We start from the raw sequence: 16,416 nt of genomic DNA on the forward strand, positions 1-16,416 counted from the left end.
CGCTGCGGCAACGCTAGAACGCGAAGGCGATGCCCACAAGCACACCATAGGCGAGCGCAGCGAGGCTGGTGAGCTGCAGCACGAGGATCAGCTCGCGCGGTGTTTTCGCCGTGATCACGATGAGCACGCAGGGGGCCACGATCAGCAGCACGAACCACACCAGCACCATGCCTGGGTTCACGAAGCCGTAGAGCGCGGGCACCGCGAACGGCAGCAGCACGCACGCGATGTAGAGGGCTCGCGAGGCGCGATCCCCCATGCGCACGGCCAGGGTCTTCTTGCCCGCAAGCCTGTCTGTGGGAATATCGCGCAGATTGTTCACCACCAGCACGGCCACCGCGAACAGGCCAACGGCGGCACCCGTGATCCACGCCTCCTGCGTCTGCACATCGGTCTGGAGGTAGACCGTGCCGACGGTCGCCACGATGCCGAAGAAGATGAACACCATCACCTCGCCCAGCCCGGCGTAGCCATAGGGTCGCTTGCCGCCCGTGTAGAACCAGGCCGCGAGGATCGCGACCACGCCCAGCGCTAAGAACCACCAGCGGCCGCTCAGCACCACGGCAACGAGGCCCGCAACGGCGGCGAGCGCGAAGAACACGAGCGCCGCCGCGAGCACGCGCTTCGGGTTGACGAGGCCCGAGCCCGTGAGCCGGGCTGGGCCGACCCGGTACGCGTCGGTGCCGCGGATGCCGTCGGAATAGTCGTTGGCGTAGTTCACGCCGATCTGCAGAAACACGGCGACGGCGAGCGCGAGCAGCGCGAGCGGCAGCGAGAAACCCTGCACCATGTGCGCCACGCCCGATCCCGCAGCCACCGGGGCGACCGCGAGAGGCAAGGTGCGCAGCCGCGCGCCGCCCACCCAGTTGCGCCAGGTGATGCGCGGTGCCTCCCCCGAACTCACCTGCCGTTCAGCGGCGGCCCGCACCGCCGGATTGCCCGACTTGCGCCGATCCTTCGCGTTCACTCCTGCTCCTCCCCTGCTGCGGCCCGCGTCTCGCGGAAACTCGCGCGCAGCTGCTCCAGCCACTGCTCGATCGCCCGCAGATCGGGTTTCCCTCCCGCGAGGCGCGGCAGCTCATCAGTCTCAGTCGCCCACACCGGGGTGGCCGCGACACCGAGGCGATCCCGGATCGCGGCCCGCACCTCGTCGAACGTGGCCCGCGGCGGCGCGGCCTCAGTGCCCTCGACGTCGGCTTCTGCCTTGCCAGTCTCGACCACCAGGCTCACCCGCTCACCCCACTCGGGGTGCGGGGTAGACACCGCAACCGCGCTCGCCCAGCCCGAGAACTCGCGAAGCACCCGCTCCACCTCATCGAGCGACACATTGACGCCGCCCGAGATAGCCACCCTGTCGAGCCGCCCCGTCACGGTGAGCATGCCGCCCAGCAGCTCGCCGGCATCGCCGGTGCGGTACCAACGGCGCACTGAACCGTCGCGATCCCGATCCTCCACGAAACGCTCGGCGGTGAGCGCCGCGTCGCCGACGTAGCCCAGCGCCAACGACGGGCCGGCGAGCTGCACTTCACCCTCACGGATCCGCACCCGCGCATCGCCGATCTCGACCCCGTCGTACACACAACCGCCCGCCGTCTCGGTCATACCGTAGCTGCGCTTCAGCGCAACGCCGAGCTCATGCGCGCGCCGACGCATCTCCAACGACACCGCCTGCCCACCCACGAGCACCGCATCGAAGCGGCGCAGGGCATCCGCTGCGGCGGGATCACGCTCAGCGAGATCGAGCAGACGCGAGAACTGCAGCGGCACCAGCGAAACGTAGCGTCGCTTCCCATCGAGGCCTTCAGCGCTGTCGAGCAGTGCTGCCGGGTCGAAGCCGCCGATCGCATCAAAGAAGCGCGGTGGAATCCCCGAAACCTCGCTGCGCACCAGCATCTGCAACCCCGAGATCAGATGCGCAGGCAGGGCGACCAGCCACTGCCCGTCGCCACCGAGACGCTCATGCGTGGCCTCGGCGCCGGCGCGCAGGGCACCCGCCGACAGCGCAACCGCTTTCGGCACCCCGCTCGACCCCGAGGTGCGCACCACAACCGCGGTGCCCTCGGGCAGTTCGGCGTGCTGTAGCGCCGCGATAGCCTCGGCGTCAACGCCTTCGTCGGCGACCGGGAGGATCGGCGCACCGCCGCTCAGCGCATCGCCGAGCGCGGCCATAAGCCAGGCGCGATCCCCTGTCGGGATGGTGCGGAGTCCGTTGGGCGCAGTCACCGTTCCAGGCTACTCGGTGGCGGCGGGCAACGCAGGGCGAGGCTCCGGGCTGCCCCCGCGCGGAATGAGCAGGGTGAGCACCGTGGCCACCGCAGCCGCGGCGAGCGCGATCCAGAAACAGGTTGCGAAAGCCTCAGGGGTGGGCACGGAACGCCCCTCATGCTCCACGCTCATCGCAGCGAGCACGCCGCCCATCACGGCCGATGCGCTCGACGTTCCGATGGAGCTGAACAGCGCGTTCAGTCCGTTCGAAACCCCGGTCTCGTGAGCGGGCACCGCGCCCATGATGATCATCGGCATCGCCGCGAACGAGAACGCGATCCCCACGCCGATCATGGCGTTCGCCACCACCACGTGCCACACCTCGCTCGCCCACAGCAGGATAAAGATGTGGGCGACGACGATCGAAGAGGTGCCGATCGTGAACAGCGGTCGCGCACCGAACACCCGCTCAAGCTTGCCGGACAGCGGCGATAGCACCATCATGATGAGGCCCGACGGCATGATGCAGATGGCCGCCTCGATCATGGTGAGGCCGAAACCCGCACCGGTTTCTCGCGGCATTTCGAGCAACTGCGGGAACGTCACGCTCGATCCGAACAGCGAAAACCCCATACCGATTGCGGCGAGGTTCGTCAGCAGCACCGTCGGCCGGGCCGCCACCCGGAGATCGACGAGCGGATCTCGCGCCCGCAACTGGTAGGCACCCCAGATCAGCAACACCACCACACCAGCTCCGACCGAGCCGAGCGCAAGCGGTGAGCCCCAGCCCCAGACAGAGCCGCGCGACACAAATAGCAGCAGGCCTGTCAAGCCCACAGCCAAGCCGAACGCCCCAATCACGTCGAGACGCCCGCCGGTGATAAGGGTGTCTTCCGGCACAGCGAACCGCACCGCCACGATCCCCAACGCCCCCAGAGCGGCCGACATCCAGAACAGCGTGTGCCAGTCGGCGGTCTCGGCGATCAGTGCTGCGAGCGGCATGCCGACGGCGCCGCCCACGCCCATCGTCGCGCTCATGAGGGCCACCGCGGTGCCGAGGCGGGCGGGCGGCAGCACGTCGCGCATGATCGCGATCCCGAGCGGGATCACCCCCGTCGTGAGGCCCTGCAGGCCGCGCCCCACGATCACCCCGATGATCGACGACGACAGCGCCGCAACGAACGACCCAACGATCAGCGCCACGAGCAGCGCAAAGATCACACGACGTTTGCCGTACATGTCACCGAGCCGGCCCGAGATGGGGGTCGCGACAGCGGCCACGAGCAGGGTGATCGTCACCACCCAGGAGGTGTCTTCGCGGGAGGCCTGCAGCAGCTCGGGCAGTTCGGCCTGCAGCGGCACCACCAGCGTGAACATGAAGGCCGAGATCAGGCCGACGAAGGCGAGAGCAGCGACCGTCGCCCAGCCCGGTGGTCGCTGGCTGGGTTTCGTCATCCCTGCCAGGCTACACCTGCGGTTTGCTCCCCGCGCGCGCCCCCGCGCCCGCACCGCAAGCGCAGCCGCGGCACCCCCCTAGTAGTGGTAAGGGAATGGCGACCAGTCGGGCTCGCGCTTCTCGAGGAAGGAGTCGCGGCCCTCGACGGCCTCGTCGGTGCCGTAGGCGAGGCGCGTGGTCTCGCCGGCGAAGAGCTGCTGGCCCACGATCCCGTCATCCACAGCGTTCATTGCATACTTCAGCATGCGGATCGCAGTGGGCGACTTGCCGAGGATGGTGCGGGCCCACTCGATGCCGGTGCGCTCCAGGTCTGCGTGCGCCACAACCTCATTGACGGCGCCGATCTCGCGGGCGCGATCCGCATCGTATTCGCGGGCGAGGAAGAAGATCTCGCGCGCGTTCTTCTGCCCCACCTGGCGTGCGAAATAGGCGCTGCCGTAGCCGGCGTCGAACGATCCCACATCTGCGTCGGTCTGCTTGAACTTGGCGTGCTCGCGGCTCGCGATCGTAAGGTCGCACACCACATTGAGCGAGTGCCCGCCCCCCGCCGCCCAACCGGGCACCAGCGCGATGACGACCTTTGGCATGAATCGGATCAGCCGCTGCACTTCGAGGATGTGCAGGCGACCGGCCCGCGCGGTAGCTTCGGGGCCGACGCTCGTCTCAGAGTCGCTGTACTTGTAGCCGTCACGGCCGCGGATGCGCTGGTCGCCGCCCGAGCAGAACGCCCAGCCGCCGTCGCGCGGCGAGGGCCCGTTGCCGGTGAGCAGCACCACGCCCACGCGCGGGTTCACCCGCACCCGTTCGAGGGCGTCGTAGAGCTCGTCGACGGTGTGCGGGCGGAAGGCGTTGCGCACCTCCGGCCTGTCGAAGGCGATGCGCGCGATGCGGCCGTCGAGGCTGAGGTGCGCGGTGATGTCGGTGTAGCGTTCGGCGCCGGGCGCGGTTTCCCACTCGGCTGGGTCGAACAGATCGGAGACCCGCTCGGGCTGCGGGGTCTGCGGTGCGGGGTGCGGATCGCGCTGCGTCATACCCCCAGCCTACTTGTGCGGCTTCTTCGGTTTCGGGGCGGGGAGCGCCGCCGCGGTGAGGTCGATGAGGGCGGTGAGCCATTCGCGGTCTTCCCAGCGGTCGCCGCTCACCCGGAAGTAGAGCTTCGAGCCGGGGTAGGCGGGGGCCTCATCGGGTGTGCCGAGGTATGCGCGGCCGGCGTCGGTGGGTTTCACGAAGAGTTCGTCGTCGCACACGAACGCGACGGGCTTGTCGTCGCAGTACAGGCAGTATTCACCGAACATTTTGCGGCTGCGGATCGTCGGCAGGGCGCTCAGCTGGTCGGTGAGGAATTCGATGGTGTCGGCCCTGGTGCTCATGCCGCCAGCGTAGCCCCGCGTTCGCGCCGCGCACCACCCGTACGGGCACGAGTTCGAGAGGACCGTGGCAGGATCGGAGCATGAGTGATGCCCGGGCCGCCCTTCCCCCGCTCGACGAGGTGCTCGCGGTGATGCGCGTGGTCGCGATCCCCACCAGCACGCGGTTTCGCGGCATCTCGGTGCGGGAGGCGGCGATCTTCGATGCGCCGCTGGGGGCGAGCGAGTTCTCACCGTTTCTCGAGTACGGCGATGCCGAGTCGGCGGCGTGGCTGGCGGCCGCCCTCGATTTCGGCTGGTGTGAGCAGCCGGTCACACTGCGTGACCGCGTCGAGGTGAACGCAACAGTGCCAGCGGTGGCGGCGGATCGGGTGCCGGAGATCCTCGCCCGCTTTCCCGGCTGCCGCACCGCGAAGGTGAAGGTGGCCGAGCGGGGCCAGACGCTCGCCGACGATGTGGCACGGGTGCGTGCGGTGCGCGAAGCGATGGGGCCTGACGCGCTGGTGCGCGTGGACGCGAATGCCGGTTGGGGGGTTGAGGAGGCGGTGGCGGCGCTGCGAGCGCTCGCCGAGTTCGACCTCGACTACGCAGAGCAGCCGTGCGTCGGCGTCGATGAGCTCGCCGAGGTGCGCCGGCGACTGGGCGCAGCATCAGCGGGTTCGAGCCCGCTGCGCGGCAACGACCCTGCGACCTTCGGATTAGAAGTCCGCACCTCCCCACTCGTGCGCATCGCCGCAGACGAGAGCGTGCGCAAGGCTGCCGACCCGCTCGCGGTGGCGCGGGCCGGCGCGGCGGATCTGTTGATCGTGAAGGCGCAGCCGCTGGGCGGAATCCGGCGCACGCTCAGCATCGTGGCCGAGGCAGGCCTGCCCGTAGTCGTGTCGAGCGCGCTGGACACCTCAGTGGGCATCGCGATGGGCTTGCATCTCGCCGCGGCACTGCCCCTCGCCGCCAGCGAGGGCGAGCATGGCTCGCAGCCCGGCTCGCAGCGAAGACCCCCCGGCGAACCGGGATCCGCACCCCCCAGCGTCACCGCACCCGGTGCCGTGCTCGCCGGGGCGTGCGGCCTCGGTACGGCCGCATTGTTGGAGGGAGACGTGACCGTCGATCCGCTGCTGCCGAACGGCGGCGAGATCGAGGTGCGCCGCCCCCCACTCGACCCCGCGCAGCTCACCCGCTTCGCGGCCCCGGCCGAACGCGCACAGTGGTGGCGCGAGCGCGTCACCCGCTGCCACGCGCTGCTCAGCGCGTCCGCGCAGTGAGCGGTGCTGCTCGCCGAGCGGCACCGCAACCGCGCCGAGTGCGACCCCTCAGCCCTTGAGGCCGGGAAAATCCTCTTCGCGCCACTCTGAGGCGATCCGCTCACCCGCGCGATGCGCGGCGATCTCACGCTCACGAAGCTCGACACGGCGGATCTTGCCCGACGAGGTCTTGGGCAGTTCGAAGAACTCCACCCGGCGCACGCGCATGTAGGGCGGCAGCGCGGTGCGGGCGTGAGCGAGGATCGCGCGAGCCGTATCGGCGTCGCCTGACGTGCCTGCAGCGAGCGCGACATACGCCTTCGTCACGTTGAGGCGGGTATCGTCAGGGGCGCCGACTACGGCAGCCTCAGCGACGAACTCGTGCTCGATGAGCGCGCTCTCCACCTCGAACGGCGACACCTTGTAGTCGCTCGACTTGAAGATGTCATCGGTGCGCCCCACGAAGGTGAGCACGCCTGTCTCGCTGTCGCGCTCGGCGACGTCGCCAGTGTGGAAGAGCCCGCCAGCGGTGGCCTTCGCGGTGGCCTCAGGGTTGCCGAAGTAGCCGGTCATGAGGTTCACGGGCTGGCTCGGAGCGAGCCGCAGGCAGATCTCCCCCTCAGCGGCTTCCACGCCGGTGAGCGGATCGACGAGCACCGCGTCAACCCCGGGCAACGGAATACCCATCGCACCGGGCACGATGGGGTCGCCTGGCATGTTGCCGATGAGGGCGGTGGTTTCGGTCTGGCCGTAGCCGTCACGGATCTCGAGCCCCCACCACTCCTTGATGCGGGCGATCACTTCGGGGTTGAGCGGCTCCCCGGCCGAGAGCAGTTCGCGCAGCGCGCGCGGTTTGTGCTCCAAACGGTGCTGGATGAGCATGCGCCACACCGTGGGCGGCGCGCAGAACGTGTTGACGCCCGCACGGTCGAGCTCTGACACGAAATGCTCAGCGTCGAAGCGGGCGTAGCTCAGCACGAAAATCGTGGCGCCCACGTTCCAGGGCGAGAAGAAACTCGACCAGGCGTGCTTGCCCCAGCCGGGCGCGCTCACCACTGAGTGCACGTCGCCGGGGCGCACCCCGATCCAGGCGGTGGTGGTGAGGTGACCCAGCGGGTAGCTGGTGTGCGAGTGCTCCACGATCTTGGGGAGGCTCGTGGTGCCGGAGGTGAAGTAGATGAGCGAGGGATCGGTGCTCGCGGTCGTGCGCGGGATCGGGGCGAGCGACGCGGCGCTTGACTCTTCGTAGCGGTGCCAGTCGAAGAGGGCGGCGCGCTGATCCTGGCTCGCCTGCTCGAAGCCGACACCGACACGGTTATAGCTGCCGGGCACCTCGGCGAATTTCAGGGCGTCACTCGCGGCGGCGAACACCCAGCGCACGCGCCCCCTGTCGATACGGTCGCTCAGTTCGTGCGCGCCGAGCACCGTCGAGGTCGGCAGGATCACTACGCCGAGCTTGAGCGCGGCAAGCATGATCTCCCACAGCTCGATCCGGTTGTCGAGCATGAGCATCGCAACATCGCCCTTGCGTGCACCAATGCCGCGCATCCAGTTGGCGACCTGATCGGAGCGCTGCCGCATCTGTGCGAAGCTGCGCTTCTGCTCGCGGCCGTCGGCTTCGACGATCCACAGCGCCGTGTCATCGTTGCCCTCCGCGATCGCGTCGAACACGTCGTGGGCCCAGTTGAAGCTCGGCCCCACGTCGGGCCAGCGGAACTCGGCACGGGCGCGAGCCGGATCACCGGCGAGTTCGAGCAGCTGGTCGCGGGCCGCGAAGAACGCGCGCGTGGCATCGGTGTGGGTCATGTGACTATTCTGCCTCGCTGCCGGGGGATGGCGCGCAGCGCCGGGTGTTGCGCGCCTCTCGGGGGCGGTGCCGCGGCGGCTTCAGCTGTGGAAGACCGTGTGCAGCTGCGGGTCGCGGATCGCCTCCCGGCCACCCAGACCGTCGATCTCGAAGAGCACCGCGGTACCCGCCACTTCGTAGTCGAGCTCGCGCAGCAGCTGATGCGCGGCTGCGAGCGTGCCGCCCGTGGCGAGCACGTCGTCGATGACGAGCACTCGCGAACCGCGGGGGAAGTCTGCGTGAGCTTCAACCTCGGCGATGCCGTACTCGAGGGCGTAGCCGACGTTCGCCGCCGGCCGGGGCAGCTTGCCCGCCTTGCGGATCGGCATCAGGCCTGCACCCGTGGCGTATGCGGCGGCGCTCGCGAGCAGGAAGCCGCGCGCTTCAAGCCCTGCGACGACGTCGAAGGTGCCGCGGAACGGGGCGATGAGCGCGTCGACGGTGGCGCGGAACGCCGTGCCATCGGCGAGCAACGGGGTGATGTCGCGGAAGAGGATGCCAGCGCTCGGGTAGTCGGGAATCTCGAGGATCAAGGATTCTGCGCGCGCAAGTTCGGCGCTCGACTCGGGAAAGCTGGGCATGTCGAGGGGCTCGTTCGTGGTCTCCGTCACTCGACCCAGGGTACCGGGAGTCTCGGCGGGCCGGAGGTGGTGGAGCAGCAGAGCGCGAGGTGCGCGCGAGCAAGCCAGACCCGCCGACAGCTGGGACCGCGCGCCAGAGGTCTTCGCCTCCTCCCGGGTCCGCCACCGCACGCCGCCTCTCCCCCTCCCGCGACACGCCCGCGCGACGCCGCAGCGGCCTCGATTTGAAGAGGTCCCCCGAGTCGTGTAATGTTCTTCTGGTTGGTGAAACCAACATGCGCCCCTAGCTCAGCTGGATAGAGCATCTGACTACGGATCAGAAGGTCGGGGGTTCGAATCCCTCGGGGCGCACCAAGAGAAACACCCCGTCGCACAGCGACGGGGTGTTTTCGTTTTCCTCCCTCGGGTATGCCTGCGCCCTCACCCCTCCCTGCGCCAGCCCCTTTCCCATTGCTTTGCCCTGCCCAAACTCCCCCTCCCCACCCAGGACCTCCTCCGCTCCTGCTCCCCAGTTCAGGCGGAGAAGCCCACCCAAAAGCTCAGTTTGAACTGCGATTCACGCCTTGAAGAGAGCGGGAAGAGGAATGGGAGAGCAGAGAAGGCAGGGCAGGGCAGGGCAGGGCATAGTAGCGGGCGATGGGTAGGTGCGCCAGCCCCTCCTGTGCGGGCCGGTCTTGCCGGATACTGAGGCTTCCCGCACAGACCGAGACGCGCCGTCAGAGAAGCGCCGTCAGAGAGACACCGAGGAGCAGCAATGACCGACACTACGCAGCCACCCGTAGCCCCAGCCGCTGCCACAGTCATCGAAGACGACGAACTCGAGGCCACGATCCCGCTTCCGCATTACCGCCCCGAGCGGCTCATCTGAGCGCACCGAAAACGCCAGCCCCAAACACTGCAGCTCAAAGAACCTCAGCCTCGCCCACTTCAGCCCCGCAACCTTCGTCGCCGGGATCACGCCCCGTCCAGTCCTGCCCTACGCCGCCGACGGTGCGCTTGACGCAGCTGATCCGCGATTCGTGAACTCCACGGCGTCCATCACCACGGCGCGCAGGCTACCGCCCTCCGACAGCACCCGGAGTTGCCGATCCGCCCCAGTGCCTTCGGCGAGCATGCGGGTCACCCCGCGCTCCACTCGCGCACGGTCCCCGGCATGATCCAGCGCAGCGGCAACGTGGCTCAGCAGTTCCGACACGGCGGCACGGGGGCTGCGAGGGGCGCCGGCAATCGGATCCACCAAACCCGTGCCGCCGATCCCGAACCGACTCGCCGACCACATCGCGAGCCGCAGCACCGCGCTCTCGGCTGACACGGGCTCGATGCCACCGCGCCACTCGCGAGCGGCGGTCTCGACAAGCGCACGCACCAGCGCCGCGATCACCACCGCATTTTCAGCGTCCATGCACACATCGGCCACCCGCACCTCGACAGTGGGATAGTGGGCGCTCAGGCGGGCATCAAAGTAGATCATGCCGGGGTCGAGCACTACACCGCTCGCAATCAGCGATGCGACGACGCGATGGTACTCCGCCGGCGAGCCGAAACGATCGTACACACCAGCCGAGGGCCAACGCCCCCAGGCCTGATAGCGGTAGCTCGCGTAACCGGTGTTCTCGCCCCGCCAGAACGGCGAGTTGCCGCTCAGCACGAGCAGCACGGGCAGCCACGGCCTGATTCTGTCGAGCACCGCCACTCCCTCGGCGTCATCGGAGACGGCAACGTGAACGTGAAAACCGCAGGTCAGTTGCTCCCGCATCGTGACACCGAAGCGCTTGCCGATTGCGGCATAGCGGGGGCTTGGCGTGACGTGCGAATCGACGGGAAGCACACTCGTGCCGAGCGCAGCAGCACGCACCCCGACCCGCCGGGCAGCATCATCCGCTCGGCGGCGGCCGAGGAGGATGGATCGCGCGAGCTCGTCGAGGGTGCGGCACGGGGGCGAGACCACCTCAAGCTGCTCCCGTTTCGCCTCCCGCTCAAGGCCAGGAGACTCCTCGTCGGGTGCCCCCACCGCGGCCGCGAGCACCGCGTCGACCACCGCGACAGGCTGCCCCGACCGGCCGTCCACCAGCAGCAGCTCCTCCTCCACCCCAACCGTGCGGGGCTCGGAACCGGCGTCCCTCATCACCATCCTGCATCTCCCGTTCACCACGCTCGAGCCGGGCGTGTGCACCGACGCTCAGCCATCCCGAGCCGTTCAGGCTCGCCGGCTGCGCCGCCGGCACATTGCCGGGAATTGTTTCCAGCTTCGGGGGTGGAGCCCCGCCAGGTCAGCCCCTTGACTTTTGAGCCCAGGGGCGGGCGCAAACCACATTTCAGTGATTCTTTGCGGCGGATCGCGAACATGTTGATCGCGCCAACAGAACCGCCTCCTCCACACAAGCCCTCTCCTGGGCACCCCCGCCGGGAGTAGCGTCGGCCTCCATTACGGTGGGGGCCTCCGTGCTGTCCGGACGGAATTGCGCCGCGCGCCTGCGCTGTGCTGCGCATCGGTTCCGTGCCGACCAACTCAATCGATGAGCCACCTCACACCGGCGCGCGACAGCATCAGCACAACCACTAGCAGTGTGACCGAGAAAAACCCGCCCAGGTACACAGCATCTCCAAGCACGGCGTCGGTGAGCCAAAGAATGAGTGCCTTGCTGCCGCCCGCAACGAGGACGAGCGCAACGGCGGATACCGCACGACCTTGCACGGTATCGGCCTGCTTGAATCTCGCGACGACCCGAACCTTCACTCTCACGACGCCTTCGAGGACCGCCTTCATCAGCACCGCCGTGACGAACGAGGTGAGGAACGACTCACTGATCACCTCGGGGAAGACCTCGGCGAAAATGGCGAGAACGGCGGTGTAGACGAACACGTCGACGACGTCTCTCGCGTGCAAGCGGGGCATACCGCCCATCGTAGGCATCGCACGGAGCACCGCAAAGCCCTCAGCTGCCGAACCAGCCGAATGCCCGTTCGAGGTCTTACGGCCTGCTGGTCGCCGCGGCCTTCGCTGCAACAACGGTGGTGACCTCCGTGCTGGAGGTCACCGGCGCACCCCGTCGGTAGTCACCGTGCAACTCCACGTCGACGAAGCCGCACAGTTCGAGCAGGGCGCACATCTCGTGCAAGCCCCAGAAACGCAGGATGAAATGCTCGAGTTGCGACTCGGCAAGCAAACCATCCACCCACCGCTCGTAGCGCAGCTGCGAGGTTCGGGTTTGCGTCGAGGGGTCAATGCTCTCGATGGTCTCGGTGAGAGTGATCAGTCCATCATCGGTCGGCCAGGAGCGAGCGCTCGCGCTCGAGGCGAACAATCCGCCGAGAGCGTCGAGATCGAAGATCAGCCGACCGCCAGCGACAAGCGATCGGTGCATGCGAGTCAATGCCGCTCGAGTCTCGGCAGGTGAGGTGAGCAGCTGAATCGACCCCGCCGGAATGATCACCGCCTCGTAGGCTTCGACCGCGTCAATATCGGTGAACAGCCCGCTCCCCACGGGCACGTCGACTCCGGCCGCGGCGGCCGCCTGCTCGAACAGCCGTCGCATGTCTGGCGATGGCTCGGCGGCGCTGGCCGTGTGGCCGTCGAGCGCCAGTGGAATCAGAACTCGTCCATTGCCCGCCGCTGGCTCGAAGATGGGCCCAGTGGCCCCGGCGAGCAACTCGCCGTAGAACTCCACGTCACCGAACGAGTGCCCGACAGGCTTGTCCAGGTGATACACCTCTGCTGCCAGGTTCCGATAGGCGCGCACGCCCTGCAACGTCCTCTGCACCTGACCCACGCTATCAGCCGCGCTGGGCATCGAGCTCAGCACCGAAGGTCGCGCATGCTGACCGCCATCGCGGGGAGCGTCCCACTGTGCACGAGGCTGCTTCGCGGCGGATCGCCCCAGCGGGGCTGCTGGCAACTCCCGAGAAGTTACCCCTTTTCATCCTGGATCGAGTTTCCACCGTCGACCACGAGCAGCTGCCCGGTGACGTACGAGGCGCCCTCGGATGCGAGGAACTCAGCGACGGCGGCGACCTCGTCGGGTGTGCCCGACCTCTGCAACGGGGTCGCGAGACCCATCGCGTCTTCGTGCGGTGTGGCAGATCCGGTGTGGATCCACCCCGGAGCAATCGCGTTCACCGTGGTGCCGTGCCCTGCGACGTCAACGGCGAGGCCCCGCACCAGCCCCACCATGCCCGCTTTCGCCGCGTGGTAGCCGATGTCACCACGGTAGGCCAGCAGCGGCCCCGACACTGAGGACATCATGATGATGCGGCCAGCAGGGCTCGCGTTCACCCACGGCAACGCCGCCCGAGTGACGAGAAAGCTCGTCGTCAGATTGCGTTGCAGAGCGTGGTTCCAACCTTCGAGCCCGATGCCATCGATAGCCGCAGGATCTTGGGGGTCGGTGACGGAGGTCATTCCCGCGTTGTTGACGAGCACGTCCACTCCCCCGAAGGCGGAGACTGCTGCTTCGACGATCGCGACCGCCCCGGCTTCGTGGGAGAGGTCTCCGATGCTCGCTCTGACTCGTTGCCCGGCGCCGGGATCTGACAGCTCGGCCAGGAGCTCGTCACGACGCTCGTGAATGCGCTCCGAGGTTGCCCCGATCACAACGTTCATGCCTGCGAGAAGCAGTCGCCGCGCAATCGCGAAGCCGATGCCGTCGGGTGCCCCCGCGCCTGTAACGATTGCGGTTCTGCGCTGCTCGAATGTGGTCATGCGGCGAGCCTACCGAGGCGCACGATTCTGGCGAAAGCGGCATCTTGCACCACTGCACTGGTGGTTCGTGTGCAGTTCGAGCGCGACCCGGCCGGCAAGCTCCGCCGCCATACCGGCCGCGCGGCCGCCCTACTCGCCGTCGTAGTTCTCGAAGGAGCGACGGCGCTTCTTCGGCTGCGTGGTCGACTTGAGAAAGAGGCGCACGAGACCGCGCTTCTTCTCAAGGTAGGCGTGCCGCTCGATCTCACCGGCCGCGTACTGCGCTTCAAGTTCAGCGATCACTGTCTCAGCATGGGCGGCGTCATAGCGCGATGCTCCCGCATCGAGCTCTCGGTTCTCTCGGATCGCCATGCCACCGAGCGTAGCCGGGGCCTCTGACATTTCACCGCCCGCCGCGCAAGCTTGCGATACACGGTGCAGTCGAGCTTCGGCGAGGAGATCAGGCGGATCGCCCCGCGTAGGCAGGGCGGCAGCTGGCATGCGGAGGCACCGCAGCAGGCAAAGCCGGCACCTGGCAAGGAACCTCAGGAGACCATTCGGGGCTTTCGCGCGCGGCGACACGGACATACGCTGGGCGCATGTGCGCTTCATATGGCCTCAGCGGCGACGGCACCCCGATTCCGCTCCCCGGAGAAGACGAGCCGATCAGTGAACCCGGTTCGCTGGCCTTGCTGAACGACTGGTTCGCGCAACACAACGGGCACGCCAAGATTACTGGCCGCCATGCGAAGAACTTGAACCCGGTGCTTGTCGGGGATCATCTCGCGCTCGGGTGGTGGTCGCTTTGGGCAGATGGCAGCGGACCCAGAGGCCGCAACAGTTTCAACGCGAGGGACGACTCACTCATGAGGCACTGGTCTCGCGCATTTCAGCACCGGGCGTTGCTCCCGGCAACCTGGTACGACGAGGGGAAACCGCGGTGGTCTCTCGCCGATGGATCCGTCTTCTGGATCGCGGCCGTCACTTCGACCGTCATAGACGATGAGACCGGAGAGACGCGCCTCAGCTATGCGATGGTCACGCGGCGCGGGGTAGGGAAGGCCTCGGCCGTGAAGTCGAAGAGCAGCGGCGGCACCGAGTCGCGAATGCCGCTCCCGCTCCCGGCGGACTTCGCTGCCGAATGGCTCGATCCCGAGCGCCCCGGGGATGCGAGGCTCGTGGCTGAGACGCAGATCGCTTCGGAAGACCTCGCTCGCGCGATGGAACCGCACTACCCCACCGACGGCACGGCAACACTGTTCTGACACATGCACACGCCCGCGCCACTCCGAAGAACGGCGGGGCGCACCACATTGCGGCTGCGCGGAAGGTAGCGCGATCGACGTCACTGCCGAAGACAAGACAAAGGCCCCGAACCCAGTTCGCACTGGGACATCGGGGCCTTCGCGTGTTGTTCCTCTGGCGGAGACGGGGGGATTTGAACCCCCGGTCAGGTTTAAGCCCGACCCTTCATTAGCAGTGAAGTCCGTTCGGCCGCTCCGGCACGTCTCCATACGCGAACAACGTCACCCATTCTAACCGGACGATCGGGCCCATCGGAAATCGCCCGGCTTCAGCGTGCCAGCGCCGTCACCTCGCAGCACGCCGCTCCCAACCGCAGCGCCCCCGCCCCAACAGCACCGATCGAGGTTGACGCACCTTGAAACAGCGGATCGAAGTGCGTAAACCTCGATCGGTGCGCGTGGGGAGAGGAGAGTAAAGGAGAGGAGATTCCACGAGCGCCGGGGTCGCCTCAGCGCCCGTCCACCGAGCCCAGCGCACGCTCGTACACCTCGACCAGGCGCTCAGTCTGGGCCGATTGCAGAAAACGGCGGCCTTCGGCGTCGGGGATGCGCAGCGGATCGGGATCCGCGATCCGCGCACCCTCGCCCCCCGCGCCGCGGGTTGCCGACCGCACGCCGACAGCCAGCTCACCGACGGCGAGCCGCAGCGTGTCGGCGAGCGCGGCCACACTCGCATCGGCGACCCGCCACTCCACCGAGGCGTCAACGTCTTCGGCGATCTGGGGGTCGCAGAAGATGGTGGGCGTGCCGAGCGCGGCCGCTTCGAAGGGGGTGAGCCCCTGCGTTTCGAAGCCCATCGAGGTTTGCACGAGCGCATCGGCGTCGCGCATCGCGGCGAGCGCGTCGCGGTAGGGCACGGGCCCGGCGATGGTGACGCGATCCGCGAGCCCGGCGCGCGCAATCCGTTCGCGCACCTTGGGCAGCAGCAGCCCCGCCCCGTGCAGCACGACGTCGGCGTCGATGTCGGCGAGGGCGATGGCGTCGATGAATTCGAGCACTCGCTTTTCGTGGCTCATGCGACCGAGCCAGACGAGGCGCGGGCGGCTGCGGGGCGTGCGGGGGGCCGTGATCGCCCCGGCGATCTCCTCGTCATCGACGCCGCCGCGCGTCACTTGCACCTCGCTGGCCACACCATGCCGTTCCAGCTCGTCGGCGAAGTGACGCGATGGGGCGGTGACCACGTTGGCCTCTGCGGCGAGTTCTGCGAGGTAACGCCAGGCACCCTTCGATCGCCTCGCCACCTCGCCACGCGCGCGCCCGAGCACGAGTCGCCGCCACACGCGCAGCCCCCAGAACGCGAGCGGGGCAAGCGGGGTGACCGCACGGGTTCCCTCGTCGACGTGGTTGTGCATCGTGTGCACTACCGGCAGGGCGCCGGGAAGACCGCGCGCGGCCCCGAGCCCGCGGGCGGCGCGCAGCCCGATCATGGCACCCCAGAAGTCGCCTTGCACGTGCACGAGGTCGACGGGGGGCAGCTGCGCGAGCGCCTGGGAGAGCGCCCGGTCGGTGCGGCGGCCCGGCCAGGCGATGCCGTATTCGCGGTCGCGGGTGATCGGCCGTGAGGGCAGGTCGATGTAGGCGGGGTCGCTTGGGGTGTACCCCTGGCGGTGCAGCGCGGGCGCGACGATGGTGACGCGGTGCCCCAGCCGTTCGAGGTATCGCCGCTGCAGGCGGATCGCCACCTGCACGCCGCCGAGCGATTCGGCGTGCTGATCGGTGACGACGAGCACGTGCATGG

General features: G+C 68.3%; 15 protein-coding genes and 2 tRNA genes. 3 read left to right on the forward strand and 14 right to left on the reverse strand.

All coding sequences use genetic code 11. The features are described from left to right. Positions 1–13: 13 nt before the first annotated feature. The 5 genes from WFL22_RS06200 to WFL22_RS06220 all read right to left on the reverse strand — a co-directional run bounded on the left by WFL22_RS06200 (position 14) and on the right by WFL22_RS06220 (position 5,031). Positions 14–967: a 1,4-dihydroxy-2-naphthoate polyprenyltransferase gene (locus tag WFL22_RS06200; RefSeq protein WP_336652957.1), complete on the reverse strand. Its 954-nt coding sequence runs from the start codon at positions 965–967 to the stop codon at positions 14–16. After that, positions 964–2,223, reverse strand: coding sequence for an AMP-binding protein (locus WFL22_RS06205; RefSeq protein ID WP_336991931.1), 1,260 nt, complete (start codon positions 2,221–2,223; stop codon positions 964–966). The genes WFL22_RS06200 and WFL22_RS06205 overlap by 4 nt, the downstream gene beginning before the upstream one ends. A 9-nt stretch (positions 2,224–2,232) precedes the next feature. Next, positions 2,233–3,660 (reverse strand): MFS transporter, encoded by a 1,428-nt coding sequence (locus tag WFL22_RS06210; RefSeq protein WP_336991932.1) that lies wholly within the window; start codon positions 3,658–3,660, stop codon positions 2,233–2,235. A gap of 78 nt (positions 3,661–3,738) precedes the next feature. Beyond that, positions 3,739–4,692, reverse strand: a complete 954-nt coding sequence (locus WFL22_RS06215) for a 1,4-dihydroxy-2-naphthoyl-CoA synthase (RefSeq protein WP_336652960.1) — start codon at positions 4,690–4,692, stop codon at positions 3,739–3,741. Between the two features lie 9 nt (positions 4,693–4,701). Continuing rightward, entirely contained in the window at positions 4,702–5,031 is a 330-nt protein-coding gene (locus WFL22_RS06220) for a TfoX/Sxy family protein (protein WP_336652961.1), read from the reverse strand. A gap of 80 nt (positions 5,032–5,111) precedes the next feature. Between WFL22_RS06220 and WFL22_RS06225 the strand changes: the two genes are divergently transcribed. Beyond that, on the forward strand, positions 5,112–6,290 hold the full coding sequence (locus WFL22_RS06225; protein WP_336991933.1) for an o-succinylbenzoate synthase: 1,179 nt from the start codon (positions 5,112–5,114) through the stop codon (positions 6,288–6,290). Positions 6,291–6,338: 48 nt separating this feature from the next. On the opposite strand, the gene WFL22_RS06230 is transcribed toward WFL22_RS06225, so the two are convergent. Continuing rightward, positions 6,339–8,075 carry an AMP-binding protein gene (locus WFL22_RS06230; RefSeq protein ID WP_336991935.1) on the reverse strand — a complete coding sequence of 579 codons (1,737 nt, stop codon included), beginning with the start codon at positions 8,073–8,075 and terminating at the stop codon, positions 6,339–6,341. Positions 8,076–8,156: 81 nt separating this feature from the next. After that, positions 8,157–8,696 carry an adenine phosphoribosyltransferase gene (locus WFL22_RS06235; protein WP_336992386.1) on the reverse strand — a complete coding sequence of 180 codons (540 nt, stop codon included), beginning with the start codon at positions 8,694–8,696 and terminating at the stop codon, positions 8,157–8,159. Between the two features lie 277 nt (positions 8,697–8,973). Here WFL22_RS06235 and WFL22_RS06240 point away from each other — a divergent pair. Further along, a tRNA-Arg gene (locus WFL22_RS06240) sits at positions 8,974–9,050 on the forward strand. A gap of 622 nt (positions 9,051–9,672) precedes the next feature. Here WFL22_RS06240 and WFL22_RS06245 read toward each other — a convergent pair. The 5 genes from WFL22_RS06245 to WFL22_RS06265 form a co-directional block, all read right to left on the reverse strand. Continuing rightward, positions 9,673–10,821, reverse strand: a complete 1,149-nt coding sequence (locus WFL22_RS06245) for a carboxylate-amine ligase (protein ID WP_336991936.1) — start codon at positions 10,819–10,821, stop codon at positions 9,673–9,675. Between the two features lie 384 nt (positions 10,822–11,205). Beyond that, on the reverse strand, positions 11,206–11,592 hold the full coding sequence (locus WFL22_RS06250) for a hypothetical protein (RefSeq protein WP_336991937.1): 387 nt from the start codon (positions 11,590–11,592) through the stop codon (positions 11,206–11,208). Positions 11,593–11,668: 76 nt separating this feature from the next. Further along, on the reverse strand, positions 11,669–12,457 hold the full coding sequence (locus WFL22_RS06255) for a class I SAM-dependent methyltransferase (RefSeq protein WP_336991938.1): 789 nt from the start codon (positions 12,455–12,457) through the stop codon (positions 11,669–11,671). Between the two features lie 146 nt (positions 12,458–12,603). Next, positions 12,604–13,395: an SDR family NAD(P)-dependent oxidoreductase gene (locus tag WFL22_RS06260; RefSeq protein WP_336991939.1), complete on the reverse strand. Its 792-nt coding sequence runs from the start codon at positions 13,393–13,395 to the stop codon at positions 12,604–12,606. A 129-nt stretch (positions 13,396–13,524) separates the two neighbouring features. Beyond that, positions 13,525–13,746, reverse strand: coding sequence for a hypothetical protein (locus WFL22_RS06265; protein WP_336653037.1), 222 nt, complete (start codon positions 13,744–13,746; stop codon positions 13,525–13,527). Between the two features lie 227 nt (positions 13,747–13,973). Here WFL22_RS06265 and WFL22_RS06270 point away from each other — a divergent pair, with 227 nt between their 5' ends. Next, positions 13,974–14,639, forward strand: a complete 666-nt coding sequence (locus WFL22_RS06270; protein WP_336991941.1) for an SOS response-associated peptidase family protein — start codon at positions 13,974–13,976, stop codon at positions 14,637–14,639. Positions 14,640–14,794: 155 nt separating this feature from the next. Here WFL22_RS06270 and WFL22_RS06275 read toward each other — a convergent pair. Together WFL22_RS06275 and WFL22_RS06280 are read right to left on the reverse strand one after the other, a co-directional pair. Next, positions 14,795–14,886 (reverse strand) — tRNA-Ser (locus WFL22_RS06275). Positions 14,887–15,127: 241 nt separating this feature from the next. Next, positions 15,128–16,414 carry a glycosyltransferase gene (locus WFL22_RS06280; RefSeq protein ID WP_336991942.1) on the reverse strand — a complete coding sequence of 429 codons (1,287 nt, stop codon included), beginning with the start codon at positions 16,412–16,414 and terminating at the stop codon, positions 15,128–15,130. Positions 16,415–16,416: the final 2 nt, after the last annotated feature.

The sequence above is a fragment of the Leucobacter sp. VD1 genome, from assembly GCF_037150695.1.
Taxonomy (GTDB): Bacteria; Actinomycetota; Actinomycetes; order Actinomycetales; family Microbacteriaceae; genus Leucobacter.

What these genes read in the sequence shown, in the direction of transcription:
- WFL22_RS06210 (WP_336991932.1), bottom strand. Translation starts at nt 3,660, where the DNA reads ATGACGAAACCCAGCCAGCGACCACCGGGCTGGGCGACGGTCGCTGCT.
- WFL22_RS06215 (WP_336652960.1), bottom strand. Translation starts at nt 4,692, where the DNA reads ATGACGCAGCGCGATCCGCACCCCGCACCGCAGACCCCGCAGCCCGAG.
- WFL22_RS06220 (WP_336652961.1), bottom strand. Translation starts at nt 5,031, where the DNA reads ATGAGCACCAGGGCCGACACCATCGAATTCCTCACCGACCAGCTGAGC.
- WFL22_RS06225 (WP_336991933.1), top strand. Translation starts at nt 5,112, where the DNA reads ATGAGTGATGCCCGGGCCGCCCTTCCCCCGCTCGACGAGGTGCTCGCG.
- WFL22_RS06230 (WP_336991935.1), bottom strand. Translation starts at nt 8,075, where the DNA reads ATGACCCACACCGATGCCACGCGCGCGTTCTTCGCGGCCCGCGACCAG.
- WFL22_RS06235 (WP_336992386.1), bottom strand. Translation starts at nt 8,696, where the DNA reads ATGCCCAGCTTTCCCGAGTCGAGCGCCGAACTTGCGCGCGCAGAATCC.
- WFL22_RS06245 (WP_336991936.1), bottom strand. Translation starts at nt 10,821, where the DNA reads ATGAGGGACGCCGGTTCCGAGCCCCGCACGGTTGGGGTGGAGGAGGAG.
- WFL22_RS06250 (WP_336991937.1), bottom strand. Translation starts at nt 11,592, where the DNA reads ATGCCCCGCTTGCACGCGAGAGACGTCGTCGACGTGTTCGTCTACACC.
- WFL22_RS06260 (WP_336991939.1), bottom strand. Translation starts at nt 13,395, where the DNA reads ATGACCACATTCGAGCAGCGCAGAACCGCAATCGTTACAGGCGCGGGG.
- WFL22_RS06265 (WP_336653037.1), bottom strand. Translation starts at nt 13,746, where the DNA reads ATGGCGATCCGAGAGAACCGAGAGCTCGATGCGGGAGCATCGCGCTAT.
- WFL22_RS06270 (WP_336991941.1), top strand. Translation starts at nt 13,974, where the DNA reads ATGTGCGCTTCATATGGCCTCAGCGGCGACGGCACCCCGATTCCGCTC.
- WFL22_RS06280 (WP_336991942.1), bottom strand. Translation starts at nt 16,414, where the DNA reads ATGCACGTGCTCGTCGTCACCGATCAGCACGCCGAATCGCTCGGCGGC.